Origin of the sequence: Pseudomonas sp. SWRI81, assembly GCF_014268545.1 — a bacterium.
Taxonomy (GTDB): domain Bacteria; phylum Pseudomonadota; class Gammaproteobacteria; order Pseudomonadales; family Pseudomonadaceae; genus Aquipseudomonas; species Aquipseudomonas hamedanensis.
In genome coordinates, this window is sequence record NZ_JABWQS010000006.1 from 162,887 (window position 1) to 178,798 (window position 15,912).

Annotated in this window: 10 protein-coding genes; 4 read left to right on the forward strand and 6 right to left on the reverse strand. The window is 59.1% G+C overall.

From position 1 onward, the window contains the following. Nucleotides 1-56 precede the first annotated feature (56 nt). The gene (locus tag HU765_RS06430) at nt 57-2,525 is read left to right on the forward strand and encodes a leucine-rich repeat domain-containing protein (RefSeq protein WP_186619446.1); all 2,469 of its coding nucleotides are present in this window, start codon (nt 57-59) and stop codon (nt 2,523-2,525) included. A 555-nt stretch (nt 2,526-3,080) separates the two neighbouring features. Here HU765_RS06430 and ntrC read toward each other — a convergent pair. The 5 genes from ntrC to glnA all read right to left on the reverse strand — a co-directional run bounded on the left by ntrC (nt 3,081) and on the right by glnA (nt 8,644). Further along, nucleotides 3,081-4,517, reverse strand: a complete 1,437-nt coding sequence (gene ntrC, locus HU765_RS06435) for a nitrogen regulation protein NR(I) (RefSeq protein WP_186552132.1) — start codon at nt 4,515-4,517, stop codon at nt 3,081-3,083. Beyond that, a complete protein-coding gene (glnL, locus tag HU765_RS06440; RefSeq protein ID WP_186552131.1) occupies nt 4,514-5,599 on the reverse strand; it encodes a nitrogen regulation protein NR(II) in 1,086 nt (361 codons plus the stop codon). Before glnL ends, ntrC begins: the two co-directional genes overlap by 4 nt. 230 nt (nt 5,600-5,829) lie before the next feature. Continuing rightward, a complete protein-coding gene (locus HU765_RS06445) occupies nt 5,830-6,444 on the reverse strand; it encodes a DUF4124 domain-containing protein (RefSeq protein WP_186619447.1) in 615 nt (204 codons plus the stop codon). Next, nucleotides 6,441-6,953, reverse strand: coding sequence for a DUF4124 domain-containing protein (locus HU765_RS06450; protein ID WP_186619448.1), 513 nt, complete (start codon nt 6,951-6,953; stop codon nt 6,441-6,443). Before HU765_RS06450 ends, HU765_RS06445 begins: the two co-directional genes overlap by 4 nt. A 284-nt stretch (nt 6,954-7,237) precedes the next feature. Then, the gene (gene glnA, locus HU765_RS06455; protein WP_186552128.1) at nt 7,238-8,644 is read right to left on the reverse strand and encodes a type I glutamate--ammonia ligase; all 1,407 of its coding nucleotides are present in this window, start codon (nt 8,642-8,644) and stop codon (nt 7,238-7,240) included. A gap of 329 nt (nt 8,645-8,973) precedes the next feature. Here glnA and thiI point away from each other — a divergent pair, with 329 nt between their 5' ends. Then, entirely contained in the window at nt 8,974-10,428 is a 1,455-nt protein-coding gene (gene thiI, locus HU765_RS06460) for a tRNA uracil 4-sulfurtransferase ThiI (protein ID WP_186619449.1), read from the forward strand. 139 nt (nt 10,429-10,567) lie between these two features. Next, nucleotides 10,568-12,388, forward strand: coding sequence for a translational GTPase TypA (typA, locus tag HU765_RS06465; protein WP_186552126.1), 1,821 nt, complete (start codon nt 10,568-10,570; stop codon nt 12,386-12,388). A 215-nt stretch (nt 12,389-12,603) separates the two neighbouring features. On the opposite strand, the gene HU765_RS06470 is transcribed toward typA, so the two are convergent. Further along, nucleotides 12,604-13,041, reverse strand: coding sequence for a YkgJ family cysteine cluster protein (locus HU765_RS06470; protein ID WP_186619450.1), 438 nt, complete (start codon nt 13,039-13,041; stop codon nt 12,604-12,606). 259 nt (nt 13,042-13,300) lie between these two features. On the opposite strand from HU765_RS06470, the gene HU765_RS06475 reads away from it, so the two are divergent. After that, nucleotides 13,301-15,751, forward strand: coding sequence for a glycogen/starch/alpha-glucan phosphorylase (locus tag HU765_RS06475; protein ID WP_186552125.1), 2,451 nt, complete (start codon nt 13,301-13,303; stop codon nt 15,749-15,751). Nucleotides 15,752-15,912 lie beyond the last annotated feature (161 nt).

Here is a 15,912-nt window from a genome sequence, read left to right on the forward strand (position 1 = left end):
CCAATACCCATCGTCTCTTGCACGAATGCAAGGGGCGACTTTTCAAGGATGGAAATATGCCAGTAAAACCACCTCGCGGTGGCAGCATCCGCGTGGATACGGAGGTTTACACCCACTCGAATCGGAATCCGGACAAGGATTTTTCACCGGCTGGCACGCCCGGCCGCGATGGCACGGCCTCTTCGGTTCGTGTCGATGATTCGAAGCTGCGAAGCACCTCGCTCGGCGATGATGCAGGCCGGGATACGATCTTGCGGACACCGATGGTCGAAGGTCGCCCGCAGCCGCGGCCTGCTGAAACCCTTCTCTTCAAATACAGGTCGCTTGAGCATTACAGGCTGGAGTCAGCGACCGGACTGCCGGATGCCGACAGCGAAGGTTTCAGGGTGCACAGAAATCGCCAGTATGTGGAGGTGCCTGACGGTGGCATCGTTCTTGTCGGGGTGGATCTGGACACGGGGTTGTATCGCGCACGACTTCCCAGCGAGTTGCTGCCCTCCGGCCCATGGTTGCTGCGTGATATCGAGAGCGGCATCTGGCATCCGCACAGCGACTTCAATGCACGCACCAATCCTCTGACCGACGCAAACTTGCAAGCCTTTCGTACCGGAGTGGATGTCAGTGGTGCAGAACCGGGCAGCGACGGCGTGATACGACACGATGGCAAGCTCTATGTGGCCATCAATGAACAGGCGTATCAGGTGATGCAGGATCTTGATGCGTCCCGCCCGGAATACAAGACTTGGCGTCTGGTTCATCCCGAGGACCCCGTCGCCACCGACAGCGCGAATATTTACCGCGCCAGCCGTAGCGGTGAAACCCTTGCCATCACCCGGAACGAGCGGAACACCTGGGTTTGCATCCTCACAGGTTTGCGCGGCGGCGCGGACGGCAATGCCCCGGCAGATGCCAACCCGTTCAACTTTCATCGCCCCTGGCTCACCGGCGCGGCACCCTCGGGTGGGCAAGCGCCGGTCGTTGTCGCGGCCACGCGGGCGCAGGTCAAACGCTACTTTGCAGACGCGACGGATCAGCATGCCGATGATTACATTGCGCGATTTGGTGAAGCGGCCGACGCAGAGGTGGAACTGAAGCGGCTCCAGCTTGAGTTTCCTCAACTGAACCGTGAGGTTACGGCTTGGGAGGCGGGTTATAAGGGCAAGGATGATGCAGAGCGTAGTCGGCGACTGGCAATAGGTGCCAAGATACGCCGGCTGTACAAGTGGCAGGGAGAGAGTTCGGAGAAAGTCTACCGTGAGGGGCGGCTGGTCGGCTTCAAGTTGGAACTTGACCTGGGAAGTCGAGGGAATCTGGCGCTACCGGGTTTTTCGATTCGACTTGAATCCATTGTCTCTCTTCGCCTGGAGGGCAGCCCCTCGAGAAGTCTGGAAAATTTATTCTCGATGTTTTCCCACATTGAATCCCTCGACGTGCGCGGATTCAGGGGCAAGAGCCAAGAGCTGTTTGCCGAGATCAATAAACTTCCTGCGTTGAGCGTATTGATGATGCAGGACAGCCGGCTCTTGCTGCCGGCCAATTCTGAACATTTCACGCGGTTGACCCGCTTGCAGGAGTTGAGCCTGACGAACTGCAGTATTTGGCCGACTCTTTCTGTGCAGGGAATGACCGAGTTGCGCGTCTTGCGCGCACGTTCTTGTGATTTACTCTTTGTGCCTCTCGGACTGGGTAATGCGCCCGCAGCGTCTCGGTTACAGGTGCTTGATCTTTACCATAATCCTGAATTGCGCCATGCGCCTGATGTCACCCACATGTCTGATTTGCGAATATTGGATCTGTCCTATACCGACATATCCGCGCCACCGCTCGGGCTCGGTTTGCAGAACGGTCCGTCGCGACTTGAGATATTGAACTTATCGCAAACTCCGCTTGCGATAGCACCCTCATTGCAGGGAATGACGGCGTTGCTGGAAGTCGATCTTAGCCGTACTCGGATAAATAGCTTCCCGGACGGCGTGACACCCGAAATTCCCAGGACACGTTTGGATCTGGCCTATAGCCTGATCAGATCTATCCCCGAAACCGTTGAACTCAGAACAGAGCTGGATCTGACCGGCGCGCTGATTTCTGACCCTGCCTCTTTTCGGCGGTTAATCGCTGCACGTCGGCAAACAGGTAAAGATTTCTGGTTGGGAAAATCCTCGCACGATCTGGTGATCGATCATTGGATGCACAATATTCCACAGGCGCAACACGCCGCGAAAATTGCCCTTTGGGGCTCGCTGACCCACCAGACGAACATTGCGATGATGAAAAAAATCAGGGATCTGATTCGTACGCCTGAGTTCCTCGTCGAGCGCGCACTTTTGCAGCGCCGAGTCTGGTCCTTTCTTGAGCATTTCGAAAAGGCAAGTCTGGGTGAGCAAGAAACTTTGCGAGAAATCGCGTTCGCTGAGCCCAGTCCAGGGAGAATGCTGGAAAGGCTCGAAGAGGAAACAAGAAAATTTGACCCAACGGCGCAACACCAGCCCTTGCATCATTTGCCCAAGCGGCCACGGTTTGATTAACGTGGCGCGAACGGCGATGAAAAAGCGGGAATCCCTGACCTGCCTGTATCAGGGTTCCCAAAAAAGTGGGCTTCGCTTGCCGCGTTAGCCCGGTATAAAGAGGGAACCCCCGGCCTGCCTGTACCAAGGATCCCAAAAGGGTGGACGCATCGCGCGGCGGTGCGACCCGGTGTAAAGAGGGGAATCCCCGGCCTGCCTGTACCAAGGTCCCCGAAACGGGTGGTGAAACGAATCACCTGTGAGAGGTATTGCAGGGGGCGTGCCAGGTTTAAATCTGCGGAAACAAAAAATCGTATCGCCAAAACGAAAGCCCCGGAATCTGGGGCTTTCGTATTTATTGCGGGTGGGAATACCAAGGGTCTTGCCGAGAATTTTGGCAGTAATGCTGTGCGCGATTACGGTTCATCGTGCCTTGCTGCGGTGCACCGGGGAACAGAATGTGGGAGCGGGCTTGCTCGCGAAGGCGTCGTGTCAGTCACCTTATATTTTTAATGATCCACCGCATTCGCGAGCAAGCCCGCTCCCACAGGAGCTACCGGGTGTAATGAAGGCGGATTAACCCTCTTCCCCCTCATCGTCATCCCCACCATCAACCTTCATGCCCAGTTCCTTGATCTTGCGCGTCAGGGTGTTACGCCCCCAACCCAGCAGCACCGCAGCATCACGCCGACGCCCGGCGGTGTGCTTCAGCGCCGTCTCGATCATTATCCGTTCGAAGGCCGGCACTGCGCTGTCGAGCAGACTCGACTGGCCGCGGGCCAGGGCCTGGTCGGCCCACTGGCGTAGCGCCTGCTCCCAGTTGGTCACCGGGGCCGAGTCCTGTGGCAGGTTGAGCAGTTCCGGCGGCAGGTCGCTGATATGCACTTCGCGTCCGGAAGCCATCACCGTGATCCAGCGGCAAGTATTCTCCAACTGCCGTACGTTGCCGCCCCACGGCAGGTTTTTCAGGTATTCCTCGGTTTCGCTTTTCAGCAGCTTCGGCTCGACCGCCAGCTCCTGCGCGGCGCGGCTGAGGAAGTGTTTGGCCAGGGTCGGGATGTCTTCGCGACGATCAGACAGGCGCGGGATATGGATGCGGATCACGTTGAGGCGGTGGAACAAGTCCTCACGGAATTTCCCGGCGTGAACCAGGGTTTCCAGATTCTGGTGCGTCGCCGCGATGATGCGCACATCGACCTTGACCGGGACATGACCGCCAACGCGATAAAACTCGCCATCGGCCAGTACGCGCAACAGGCGGGTCTGGGTGTCGGCGGGCATATCACCAATTTCGTCGAGGAACAGCGTGCCGCCGTCAGCCTGTTCGAAGCGTCCGCGGCGCAGATTTGCCGCGCCGGTGAACGCGCCTTTCTCGTGGCCGAACAGCTCCGACTCCATCAAGTCCTTGGGAATCGCCGCCATGTTCAGCGCGATGAACGGCGAGGCCGCGCGCGGGCTGTGACGATGCAAGGCGTGGGCAACCAGTTCTTTACCGGTGCCGGATTCGCCGTTGATCAGCACGGTAATGTTGGAGTGGCTCAAGCGGCCGATGGCGCGAAACACTTCCTGCATCGCCGGCGCTTCGCCGATGATTTCCGGGGTGCGGGTCAGCGCGGGCACGACTTCCAGGCCTTGCTGTTCCTGCGCGTGCTGGTTGGCGCGTTTGACCAGCGACACCGCTTCATCCACGTCGAAGGGCTTGGGCAGGTATTCGAAGGCACCGCCCTGATAGGAGGCGACAGCGCTGTCCAGATCGGAGTGCGCGGTCATGATGATCACCGGCAATCGTGGATGCTGCTCGCGAATCCGCGCCAGCAGGTCCAGGCCACTGGCACCCGGCATACGAATGTCGGAAATGATCACGTCCGGCTGCTGCCGGGCCAGGCGACTCATCACGCCGTCGGCGCTGTCGAAACTCTGGGTGGTCATGCCTTCCTGCTGCAAGGCCTTTTCCAGAACCCAACGGATAGAACGGTCGTCATCGACGATCCACACGGTTTCACTACGGCTCATGTCGATGTGGCTCCTTGTTCCAGTGGCAGAAAGATCGAGAAGGTGGTGTGGCCTGGATGGCTCTCACACTCGATCAGGCCCTGGTGCTGACTGATGATGTTCTGGGTGATGGCCAGGCCCAGCCCGGTACCGTCCGGACGACCGCTGACCATCGGAAAGAAAATGGTTTCCTGCAGTTCCGCCGGGATGCCCGGGCCGTTGTCGATAATCTCGATCTTGGTCACCAGGCGATGGCGGATGTGGCCAATGGTGAACTGGCGCATGGCGCGGGTGCGCAGGCTGATGCGGCCCAGGCGCAGTTCGTTCTGGCTGCTGATCGCCTGCATGGCGTTGCGCACGATATTCAAAACGGCCTGGATCATCTGTTCGCGGTCGATCAATACGTCGGGAATGCTTGGATCGTAATCGCGCACCAGGGTGATGCAGCCCTGGCTTTCAGCTTCGACCAGATGGCAGACGCGCTCCAGCACTTCGTGGACGTTGCACATTGCCAATGACGGCAGTTTGTTCGAGCCAAGCATGCGGTCGACCAGATTGCGCAGACGGTCGGCCTCTTCGATGATCACGTTGGTGTAGTCGCGCAGGCTTTCTTCCGGCAGCTCGCGGGCCAGCAGTTGCGCGGCGCCACGGATGCCGCCGAGCGGATTCTTGATTTCGTGGGCGAGGCCGCGCACCAGCATCTTGCTGGTTTCCTGCTTGGACAGTTGCGCCTCTTCTTTGGTGATGCGCAGCAAGCGGTCCCGGGGATGAACTTCCAGCAGCAGCAAAGTCGCGCCATTACTCAGGATCGGCGTTACCGCGTAATCCACCGTCAGGGTCTGTCCGGTAAGGGCAGTGAGCATCGCTTCGCGCTTGGTGAACGGGTGCGCCTGCTCCACGGCCTGGCGCAGGGAATTGAGCGCCTCGGGGGATTCGGTAAACAGCTCGCTGATGAACTGTCCGTGGCTGCGCTGGCCGCTCACGGCCAGGAGCATTTCTGCCGCCGGGTTCATGTACTCAAGGCGCAGTTCGGCATCGAGCAGGATGGTCGCCGTGGTCAGGTTGTCGAGCAGCAAACGGTGGATTGCGTCGCTTATGGTCATCTGGACCCCTTTTGGAGCAAGGCGTGCGCGAGAACAAAGCGCTGATAAAAGGAAAATGCAAAAACCAAACCAAGGCTCCGAAAAGAAGCGTTCGGCGCCTGAAACAGGCGTTTGACGCGCGTTTGTATGGCACGGAGCCAGCTCAAACGGGAAGTTTCGAACCAAAATGGGTTGGGATATGAGTACGCTGCGAGTTGTTGCACCAATATAGTGCGCAATGCACAAGGGCGTTAGAAGAAACGCAGGAAGGGGTTTTTCGGCTCGGGCGGTTTGTCTTTCAGCGGGCATTCGGGACGCACGCCATAGTCATCGGCAACGCAGGGTTTGACCTGGCGTTTCTGCGCCAGGGAGATGCGCAGCATGTGGAAAGGCTGGTTGGCCGTGCGTTCGATCGTCCGGCCCTGAGCGTCGAGAATTTCAATCGACAGGTTATGACTGCCACGATCGATGTTGGCCAGCGGGAACACCGGGCTGAGTCCAGGCTCACCGGTACTTTTGCCGTCCAGCAGCAGGCGATAGCGATGGCCGCTCTGCAGGCCGGGTTCGCTGGTGACGCTGACGATCAGTTCCCCGGCGCTGCTGCGAATCGTCGCGTCGGGTTCGGGGATCAGAATGCGCAGCATGTCGTAGTGGAACGGCGGCTGTTGCGCTGGTTTTCTGGCCGGGGCGCTCGGCGCAGTGGCGGTTGGCGCCGACATGCGATTACTGGTCGCGATCGGCACCCGCTGGGCGTTGGCTCGCGGCTGATCGGTGTAGACACGATTGCCTTGGGCGTCGACGTAGGTGAAGACTTGCGCCGTAGCGGGCAGGGCCAGGCAGCAGAGGATCAGCCATAAACCCCTCATGGCGTGTGCACCCGCTGCACGGTGAAGACGGCTGGCGCGCTCTGCTGGATGATGGTTTGCCCGTCGATCACCTGTACGGCCAGTCGATGCTCGCCGCGATCAATATTCACCAATTGCAGAACCGGCACATTGCTTGGCTGGCCATAGGGTTGTTCGTCGAGTACCAGCCTCAGCTGATGCGGCGGTTGCAGGCGCGGCTTGATCAGTACAGTGACGGTGAAGGTGCCGTTGTTGGCGCGCAGGGCTTCATCGCCGGGCAGGCCGGCCAGCTCGAGAATCTCATAGGCATTGCGCGGCGCCTGGCGCTCGGCGGCGGCGGGCGCAGGTGCCGCAGCCGGCGTTTGCGGCTCGACCCGATTGAGCGGCGGCAGCTCGACCGGTTGTGCCTGCACACCGTCCGGCGGCTGGTTGCTGTACGCGGTATTGCCGTTGGCGTCGGTGTACTTGTAGATCTGCGCGACGGCGGGCAGTGCAGTCAGCAGCAGAATGTAGAGGAGCGTGCGACCCATGAAATCGACCGGGGTTGGAAACGATGGATAGCAGCATAGGCCAGGTGCGGCGGTTGGCCCAACTGGGAACATATCCAGAATCATTCAGCCGCCACAAATCCCCTGTAGGAGTGAGCCTGCTCGCGATGGCGTCGTGTCAGTCGCCAGCTTTTTCAATGGCCCACCGCAATCGCGAGCAGACTCACTCCTACAGGGGGCTTGGTTGGCCATAAAATCCGGGCAATAAAAAAGGCCTTCCGAAGAAGGCCTCTTTTTGTCACGCCGCGTTACGCAGCGCTACCGGATCAGCAGCTGTAGTACAGCTCATATTCCAGTGGGTGTACGAAGGTGCGAACCTTGATTTCTTCTTCCGATTTCAGCGCGATGTAAGCGTCGATGAAGTCGTCGGAGAACACGCCGCCCTTGGTCAGGAACGCGCGGCCCTTGTCCAGCTCTTCCAGGGCTTCTTTCAGGCTGCCGCAAACTTGTGGGATCTCTTTCGCCTCTTCAGGCGGCAGGTCGTACAGGTTTTTGTCAGCAGCGTCGCCTGGGTGGATCTTGTTCTGGATACCGTCCAGACCGGCCATCAGCAGTGCTGCGAAGGCCAGGTACGGGTTGGCTGCCGGATCCGGGAAACGTGCTTCGATACGGCGGGCTTTCGGGCTCGACACGTAAGGAATACGGATCGAAGCGGAACGGTTGCGAGCCGAGTAGGCCAGCATGACCGGTGCTTCGAAGCCTGGTACCAGACGCTTGTAGGAGTTGGTCGCCGGGTTGGTGAAGCCGTTCAGGGCCTTACCGTGTTTGATGATGCCGCCGATGAAGTACAGCGCGGTATCGGACAGACCGGCATAGCCTTCGCCAGCGAAGGTGTTCTTGCCGTCTTTCCAGATCGACATGTGTACGTGCATGCCCGAGCCGTTGTCGCCGTACAGTGGCTTCGGCATGAAGGTCGCGGTGCGGCCGTAAGCGTCAGCAACGTTGTGCACAACGTACTTGAGGGTCTGGGTTTCGTCGGCTTTCTTCACCAGGGTGTTGAACTTGACGCCGATTTCGTTCTGGCCGGCGGTCGCCACTTCGTGGTGGTGAACTTCGACGGTCAGGCCCATTTCTTCCAGCGCGTTGCACATGGAGGTACGGATTTCGTGGTCATGGTCGAACGGCGGAACCGGGAAGTAGCCGCCCTTGACGCCTGGACGGTGGCCTTTGTTGCCACCTTCGACGTCCTGGTCGGACATCCACGAACCTTGCTCGGAGTAGATCTTGAACATCGAGCCGGAGATGTCCGACTTGAATTTCACCGAGTCAAAGATGAAGAACTCAGGCTCTGGGCCCGCGAACACGGTGTCACCGATACCGGTGGCTTTGAGGTGTTCTTCGGCGCGCTTGGCGATCGCACGTGGGTCGCGGTCGTAGCCTTGCATGCTCGAAGGTTCGATGATGTCGCACACCAGGATCAGGGTGGCGTCTTCGGTGAACGGGTCGAGAACGGCGGTTTCGTCAACCGGCATGAGGATCATGTCGGAGGCTTCGATGCCTTTCCAGCCAGCGATGGAGGAGCCGTCGAACATTTTGCCGACTTCGAAGAAGTCTTCATCCAGCGCATCGCGAGCCGGCATGGTCACGTGGTGCTGAGTGCCTTTGGTGTCCGTGAAGCGCAGATCAATCCACTTGACGTCATGATCTTTGATGAGTTGAACCGTCTTCGACATACTGTCCTCCGGGTGGCTTAGGGCTTGGTAGTGGATGCCCTTAAATGTGGGTGATGCCGGCGCGAATACTCTGCCAAGGCAACCTGCCTCACAAGGGAGCAAATTGCATGCCAGTGCCCCAGCATGGGTTTTTTGCCCCAAATTCACCCCTATTAAGGTGCAAAGCGCTGGATTGTGGAAAATCTCGCCCTCTAATGTAGCGTCTTCAATCGAAAATGACCCGTTTTGGTGCGAGCAAAACCTTCTGCACATTAACTGGTTAAACCTTGAGCAATTTCCGCTATAATCCGCGCCCCCCTTTTTCGGCTGGCCGTTCGCGCGCTGTTTTCATGAAACTAATCGTAAAAGTCTTCCCCGAGATCACCATCAAAAGCCGACCTGTCCGGACGAAGTTCATCCGCCAGTTGGCCAAGAACATCCGCACCGTGCTCCGTGACCTGGACCCGGCCGTGGTGGTGAGCGGTGTGTGGGACAATCTCGAACTGGAAACCCGCGTTACCGACCCCAAAGCCTTGAAAGAGATGGGCGAGCGCCTGACCTGCATGCCGGGCATCGCGCACTTTCTGCAGATCGACGAGTACCCGCTGGGCGACTTCGACGACATCACCGAAAAGTGCAAACAGCACTATGGCGATGCGCTGGCCGGGAAGATTTTCTCGGTGCGCTGCAAGCGCGCGGGCAAGCATCCTTTCAGCTCGATGGACGTCGAAAAGTACGTCGGCAGCAAGCTGCGTCGCGAGTGCGGCGCTGCCGGAATCGACCTCAAGGCGCCGGAAATCGAAGTCCGTATCGAAGTTCGCGACAAACGGTTGTTCGTGATCCACAGCCAGCACAACGGCATCGGCGGCTACCCGCTCGGCGCGCTGGAGCAGACGCTGGTGCTGATGTCCGGTGGCTTTGACTCCACCGTGGCGGCCTACCAGATCATGCGTCGCGGCCTGATGGCGCATTTCTGCTTCTTCAATCTGGGCGGGCGAGCCCATGAATTGGGCGTGATGGAAGTCGCGCATTTCATCTGGAAGAAGTACGGCAGCTCGCAGCGCGTGCTATTTGTCAGTGTGCCGTTCGAGGAAGTGCTGGGCGAAATCCTCGGTAAAGTCGATAACAGTCATATGGGCGTGGTTTTGAAGCGTATGATGTTGCGCGCCTCGTCCGAGATTGCCGAGCGCCTGCACATCGATGCGCTGGTCACTGGCGAGGCGATTTCCCAGGTGTCGAGCCAGACGCTGCCGAACCTGTCGGTGATCGACTGCGTGACCGACAAACTGGTCCTGCGTCCGCTGATCGTCGCGCACAAGCAGGACATCATCGACACGGCCAACGAGATCGGCACCGCCGATTTCGCCCGGCATATGCCGGAATACTGCGGGGTGATTTCGGTCAACCCGAAGACCGCCGCCAAGCGCGGTCGCGTCGAGCATGAAGAAAAAGAATTCGACATGGCGGTGCTCGAGCGTGCGCTCGCCAACGCCAAGCTGGTGCCGATCGATCGGGTGATCGACGAATTGGGCCAGGATTTGCAGATTGAAGAAGTCAGCGAAGCGCTGGCCGGTCAGATCGTGATCGACATCCGCCACCCGGATGCCGCCGAGGATGACCCGCTGGAACTCGCTGGCATAGAAGTACAGACGATGCCGTTCTATGCAGTGAACGCACGTTTCAAGGAACTGGACCCTACTCGCCAGTACCTGCTGTATTGCGACAAAGGCGTGATGAGTCGCCTGCATGCTCACCATTTGCTCAGTGAGGGGCATGCCAATGTGCGCGTTTATCGACCGAGCTAAGTGCCCGGGGCTGTTTGCCTGTGGCCTGCGTCACCGGCCCCCCGACACCGCCGTCAAGCTGTAACGGCCATGCCGGACACTACTGCTAATCGCTGCCAAGACTTGTCAGCAAACCGAATCCTCTGATCGAGATACACAAGTGATCGAAAATCTACGCAACATCGCCATCATTGCCCACGTTGACCATGGTAAGACCACCCTGGTAGACAAACTCCTGCGTCAATCCGGCACCCTGGAGCGCAACGAGCTCAACGACGAGCGCGTGATGGACTCCAACGACCAGGAAAAAGAGCGCGGTATTACCATCCTGGCGAAAAACACCGCCATCAACTGGAACGGCTACCACATCAACATCGTGGACACCCCGGGCCACGCCGACTTCGGCGGCGAAGTTGAACGCGTAATGTCGATGGTCGACTCCGTTCTGCTGCTGGTTGACGCTCAAGACGGCCCTATGCCGCAAACCCGTTTCGTGACCAAGAAGGCTTTCGAAGCCGGCCTGCGTCCAATCGTGGTGATCAACAAGGTTGACCGTCCAGGCGCGCGTCCGGACTGGGTTCTGGATCAGATCTTCGACCTGTTCGACAACCTCGGTGCTACCGAAGAACAACTGGACTTCCAGGTTGTTTACGCTTCGGCCCTGAACGGCATTGCCGGTCTGGACCACACCGCGATGGCGGAAGACATGACTCCGCTGTACCAAGCGGTGGTTGACCACGTTCCGCCTCCGGCCGTTGACCGTGACGGTCCGTTCCAGATGCAGATTTCCGCGCTGGACTACAACAGCTTCCTGGGTGTTATCGGTGTTGGCCGTATCGCTCGCGGTCGCGTCAAGCCGAACACTCCGGTTGTCGCGATCGGTGCCGATGGCAAGCGTCGCAACGGCCGTATCCTGAAGCTGATGGGTCACCACGGTCTGCACCGCGTTGACGTTGAAGAAGCTGCTGCCGGCGACATCGTCTGCATCAGCGGTATGGATTCGCTGTTCATCTCCGACACCCTGTGCCACCCGGACACGGTCGAGGCGATGAAGCCGCTGACCGTCGACGAGCCAACCGTTTCCATGACCTTCCAGGTTAACGATTCGCCTTTCTGCGGCAAGGAAGGCAAGTTCGTGACGTCCCGTAACATCAAGGACCGTCTGGACAAAGAGCTGCTGTACAACGTTGCACTGCGCGTTGAAGAAGGCGATACCGCTGACAAGTTCAAGGTTTCCGGCCGTGGTGAGCTGCACCTCTCGGTACTGATCGAAACCATGCGTCGCGAAGGCTTCGAACTGGCCCTGGGCCGTCCTGAAGTGATCATTCGTGAAGTTGACGGCGTCAAGCAGGAACCGTTCGAAAACGTCACCATCGACATCCCTGAAGAATCCCAGGGCAAGGTGATGGAAGAGATGGGCCTGCGTAAGGGCGATCTGAGCAACATGGTGCCGGATGGCAAGGGCCGTGTTCGTCTGGAATACAACATCCCTGCTCGCGGTCTGATCGGTTTCCGTAACCAGTTCCTGACCCTGACCAACGGCGCTGGCATCCTGACCTCGATCTTCGATCGTTACGACACCGTCAAGTCGGGCCACATGTCTGGCCGTCAGAACGGCGTTCTGGTTTCGGTTGAAACCGGCAAGGCACTGACCTACTCGCTGGAAACCCTGCAGGCTCGCGGCAAGCTGTTCGTAGAACACGGCCAGGAGATCTACAACGGTCAAATCGTTGGTCAGAACAGCCGTGACAACGACCTGGGCGTCAACCCTACCAAGGGCAAGAAGCTCGACAACATGCGTGCTTCGGGTAAAGACGAAACCATCGCTCTGGTTCCACCGGTGAAGTTCACCCTGGAACAGGCTCTGGAATACATCCAGGAAGACGAGCTGTGCGAAGTCACGCCTAAGTCGATCCGTCTTCGCAAGAAGATCCTCGACGAAAGCGAGCGTACCCGCGCTGCCAAGAAAGCCAAGGCGTAATTTAGCCCTGGAATAAAAAACGCCCCCGGTCTCGCGACCGGGGGCGTTTTTGTTTGTCTGGGTTTATGAAGTGCTGGTGGCGGCCCCTTCGCGAGCAGGCTCGCTCCCACAGGGGATCTTCAGTGAGCACAGATTTTGTGCGCACCAGATATCCATTGTGGGAGCGAGCCTGCTCGCGAAGGCGGCCGATCAGTCGCCGCAAATTTCAGGCGCGATCAAAACTTCTCGATCGCCCGGAAATTCTGCACGCGTTCGACTTCTTTCGGTTTATAAGCGCAATACCCCGGTCGCGGCCCGATTTTCGGGTGGTTGCGGCAGGTGTCCGGGCGCTTGTCATAAATGGTGCACAGGCGGCTTTTACGATCGAGGTAAAAGCAGTCGTTGTTGCTCATGCGCTGCAGGGTAAAAATCCCCGATTTCTGATTGAAGCGCTCGACCAGACCTTCCTTTTGCAAACGCTTGGCGATGTTCTTCGGCGGGTCGCCCAGTTCGAATTCGTCGACCACGCCGATGCGCACCAGGTCCTTGATCTTGACCTCGACCGGCAGCGTGCAGCAGCTGGAGATACACGAGCCGCACATCGGCGCCGAGTATTTGGCCCACGTATCGAGACGATCAATCTCGGCGGCGGCGATCAGGTTGGGCTTCATCATTGGGAGTTACCAGGCGTGTATGCATCAGGGCGCGCGATCATACCGGGACGGGTGGAATTTTGAACAACCTTTCGCCGGATATTTTTCTGTGCACTGCATTTTGCCCGGTACGACGGCACGGCCCCTGCATTCATTGGCTCATCCGCCAAGGTTATGTCGGACTGTCGCACAGTCCGCGCAAATGCTGCCGAACCAGAGCCAATACCGTCGGTCAGACCGTCTAGGCTCAGACAATTCCCGCTCGCTCGAGGTCTTATTGATGACTCAAGAACCACTAGTTCGCGAAGCAGAGGTGGCCGCATTCCGCGACGCCGTCCTGACCAAACTCACCTACGCCGTGGGCAAAGACCCCGATCACGCCTTTGACCATGACTGGTTCGAAGCCATCGCCCTGGCTGCGCGCGATCACATGGTCGAGCACTGGATGGACCATACGCGGCAGATCTACCGCAAAGGCCAGAAGCGCGTTTATTACCTCTCGCTGGAATTTCTGATTGGTCGTCTGCTCTACGACAGCCTCAGCAACCTCGGTCTGCTCGACGTCGCCCGTGAAGCGCTGACCGAACTGGGCGTCGATCTGGAGCGCATTCGCTTGCTGGAGCCCGACGCGGCGCTGGGCAATGGCGGCCTCGGGCGTCTGGCGGCGTGCTTCATGGAAAGCATGTCGACCCTCGGCATCGCCGGCCATGGCTACGGCATTCGTTATGAACACGGCTTGTTCCGCCAAGCGATTGTCGACGGCTGGCAACAGGAGCAAACCGAGCACTGGCTGGATTTCGGCAACCCCTGGGAATTCGAACGGCCGGAAGTGGTTTACCCGATCGGTTTCGGCGGCAGCGTCGAAACGGTCACCGACGCCAATGGCAAAACCCGCCAGGTCTGGTCGCCGGCAGAAACCGTGCGGGCGATTGCCTATGACACCCCGGTGGTCGGCTGGCGTGGGGCGAGCGTGAACACCCTGCGCCTGTGGCGCGCCCGCGCCATGGAAGAACTGCACCTGGAGCGCTTCAACGCCGGCGACCACTTGGGCGCCGTCGCTGAAGTGGCCCGTGCCGAGAGTATCTCCCGCGTCCTTTATCCGGCAGACAGCACCGAAGCCGGCCAGGAACTGCGCCTGCGTCAGGAATACTTCTTCGTCGCCGCCTCGCTGCAGGATCTGCTGCGTCGCCATCGCAACATGCACACCTCGGTGCTGACCCTGGGCGATCACGCTGCGATTCAGCTCAACGACACCCACCCCTCGATTGCCGTCGCCGAGCTGATGCGCCAACTGGTCGACGTTTATGACGTGGCCTGGGACGCCGCGTGGCAAGTCACCGTCGATACTCTGTCGTACACCAACCACACGCTGTTGCCGGAAGCGCTGGAAACCTGGCCGGTAGGCTTGATGGAGCGCATGCTGCCACGGCACATGCAGATCATTTACCTGATCAACGCTCAGCACATCGATTCGCTGCGGGCCAAGGGTATCCACGATTTCGACGTGCTGCGCGCGGTGTCGCTGATCGAAGAAGACAACGGTCGCCGGGTGCGCATGGGCAACCTCGCGTTCCTCGGTTCGCACAGCGTCAACGGCGTGTCGGGCCTGCATACCCAGCTGATGCGCAAGACTGTATTCGCCGAACTGCACAAGCTCTACCCGGAGCGGATCAACAACAAAACCAACGGCATCACCTTCCGCCGCTGGTTGTATCAGGCCAACCCGGAACTGACCTCGATGCTGGTCGATGCCCTCGGCCCGGACCTGCTCGACAATCCCGAAGAACGCCTGCTCGATTTGCAGCCGTTCGCCGAGAAAACCGCGTTCCGCAAAGCCTTCGCCGAGCAGCGCCTGCACAGCAAAAAAGCCTTGGCCTATCTGATTCACGAGCGGCTGGGCATCGCCGTCAACCCGGCGGCGATGTTCGATGTGCAGGTCAAGCGCATCCATGAGTACAAACGGCAGTTGCTCAACCTGTTGCACACCGTGGCGCTGTACCAGGCGATTCGCGCCGAGCCGGAAGTCGACTGGGTACCACGGGTGAAAATCTTCGCCGGTAAGGCTGCGGCGAGTTATCACCAGGCCAAACTGATCATCAAGCTGACCAACGACATCGCTAGGGTAGTGAACAACGACCCGACGGTGCGCGGCTTGCTCAAAGTGGTGTTCCTGCCCAACTACAACGTCAGCCTGGCCGAGAGCATTATTCCGGCGGCGGACTTGTCCGAGCAGATTTCCACTGCCGGTTTCGAGGCGTCGGGTACCAGCAACATGAAGTTCGGCCTCAACGGCGCGCTGACCATCGGCACCCTCGATGGGGCCAACGTGGAAATGGCGGAACGCATCGGTGCCGAGCACATGTTCATCTTCGGCCTCAGCGCCCAGCAGGTTGAAGCGCGCAAGCAGAACCACGAGTTCAGTGCGCTGCCGGACATCGCCGCGTCCCATCGCCTCAACGATGTGTTGCAAGCGATTCGCAGCGGGGTGTTCTCGCCGGACGACACCTCGCGCTATACCGGGCTGATCGACTCGCTGATCGATTACGACCGCTTCCTGGTCTGCGCCGATTTCGATTCTTACTGGGAAGCGCAAAAACGCGTTGAAGCGCACTGGCACGATTCGAATAACTGGTGGCGCTCGGCGGTGCTCAATACCTCGCGGATGGGCTGGTTCTCCTCGGACCGGACGATTCGCGAGTACGCCACGGATATCTGGAAAGCGCTGGAGTAACTTTCCGCAGCAAATGTGCGCAAGGCCCAACGTTTGTTGGGCCAGATCGATATACTGAGCGCCGGTTACCGGAGGCATCAGTCACCGCAGTCCTCCTGTGGGAGCGGGCTTGCTCGCGAAGGCGGTGTGTCAGTCAATTTGATTTCGACTGACACACCGCC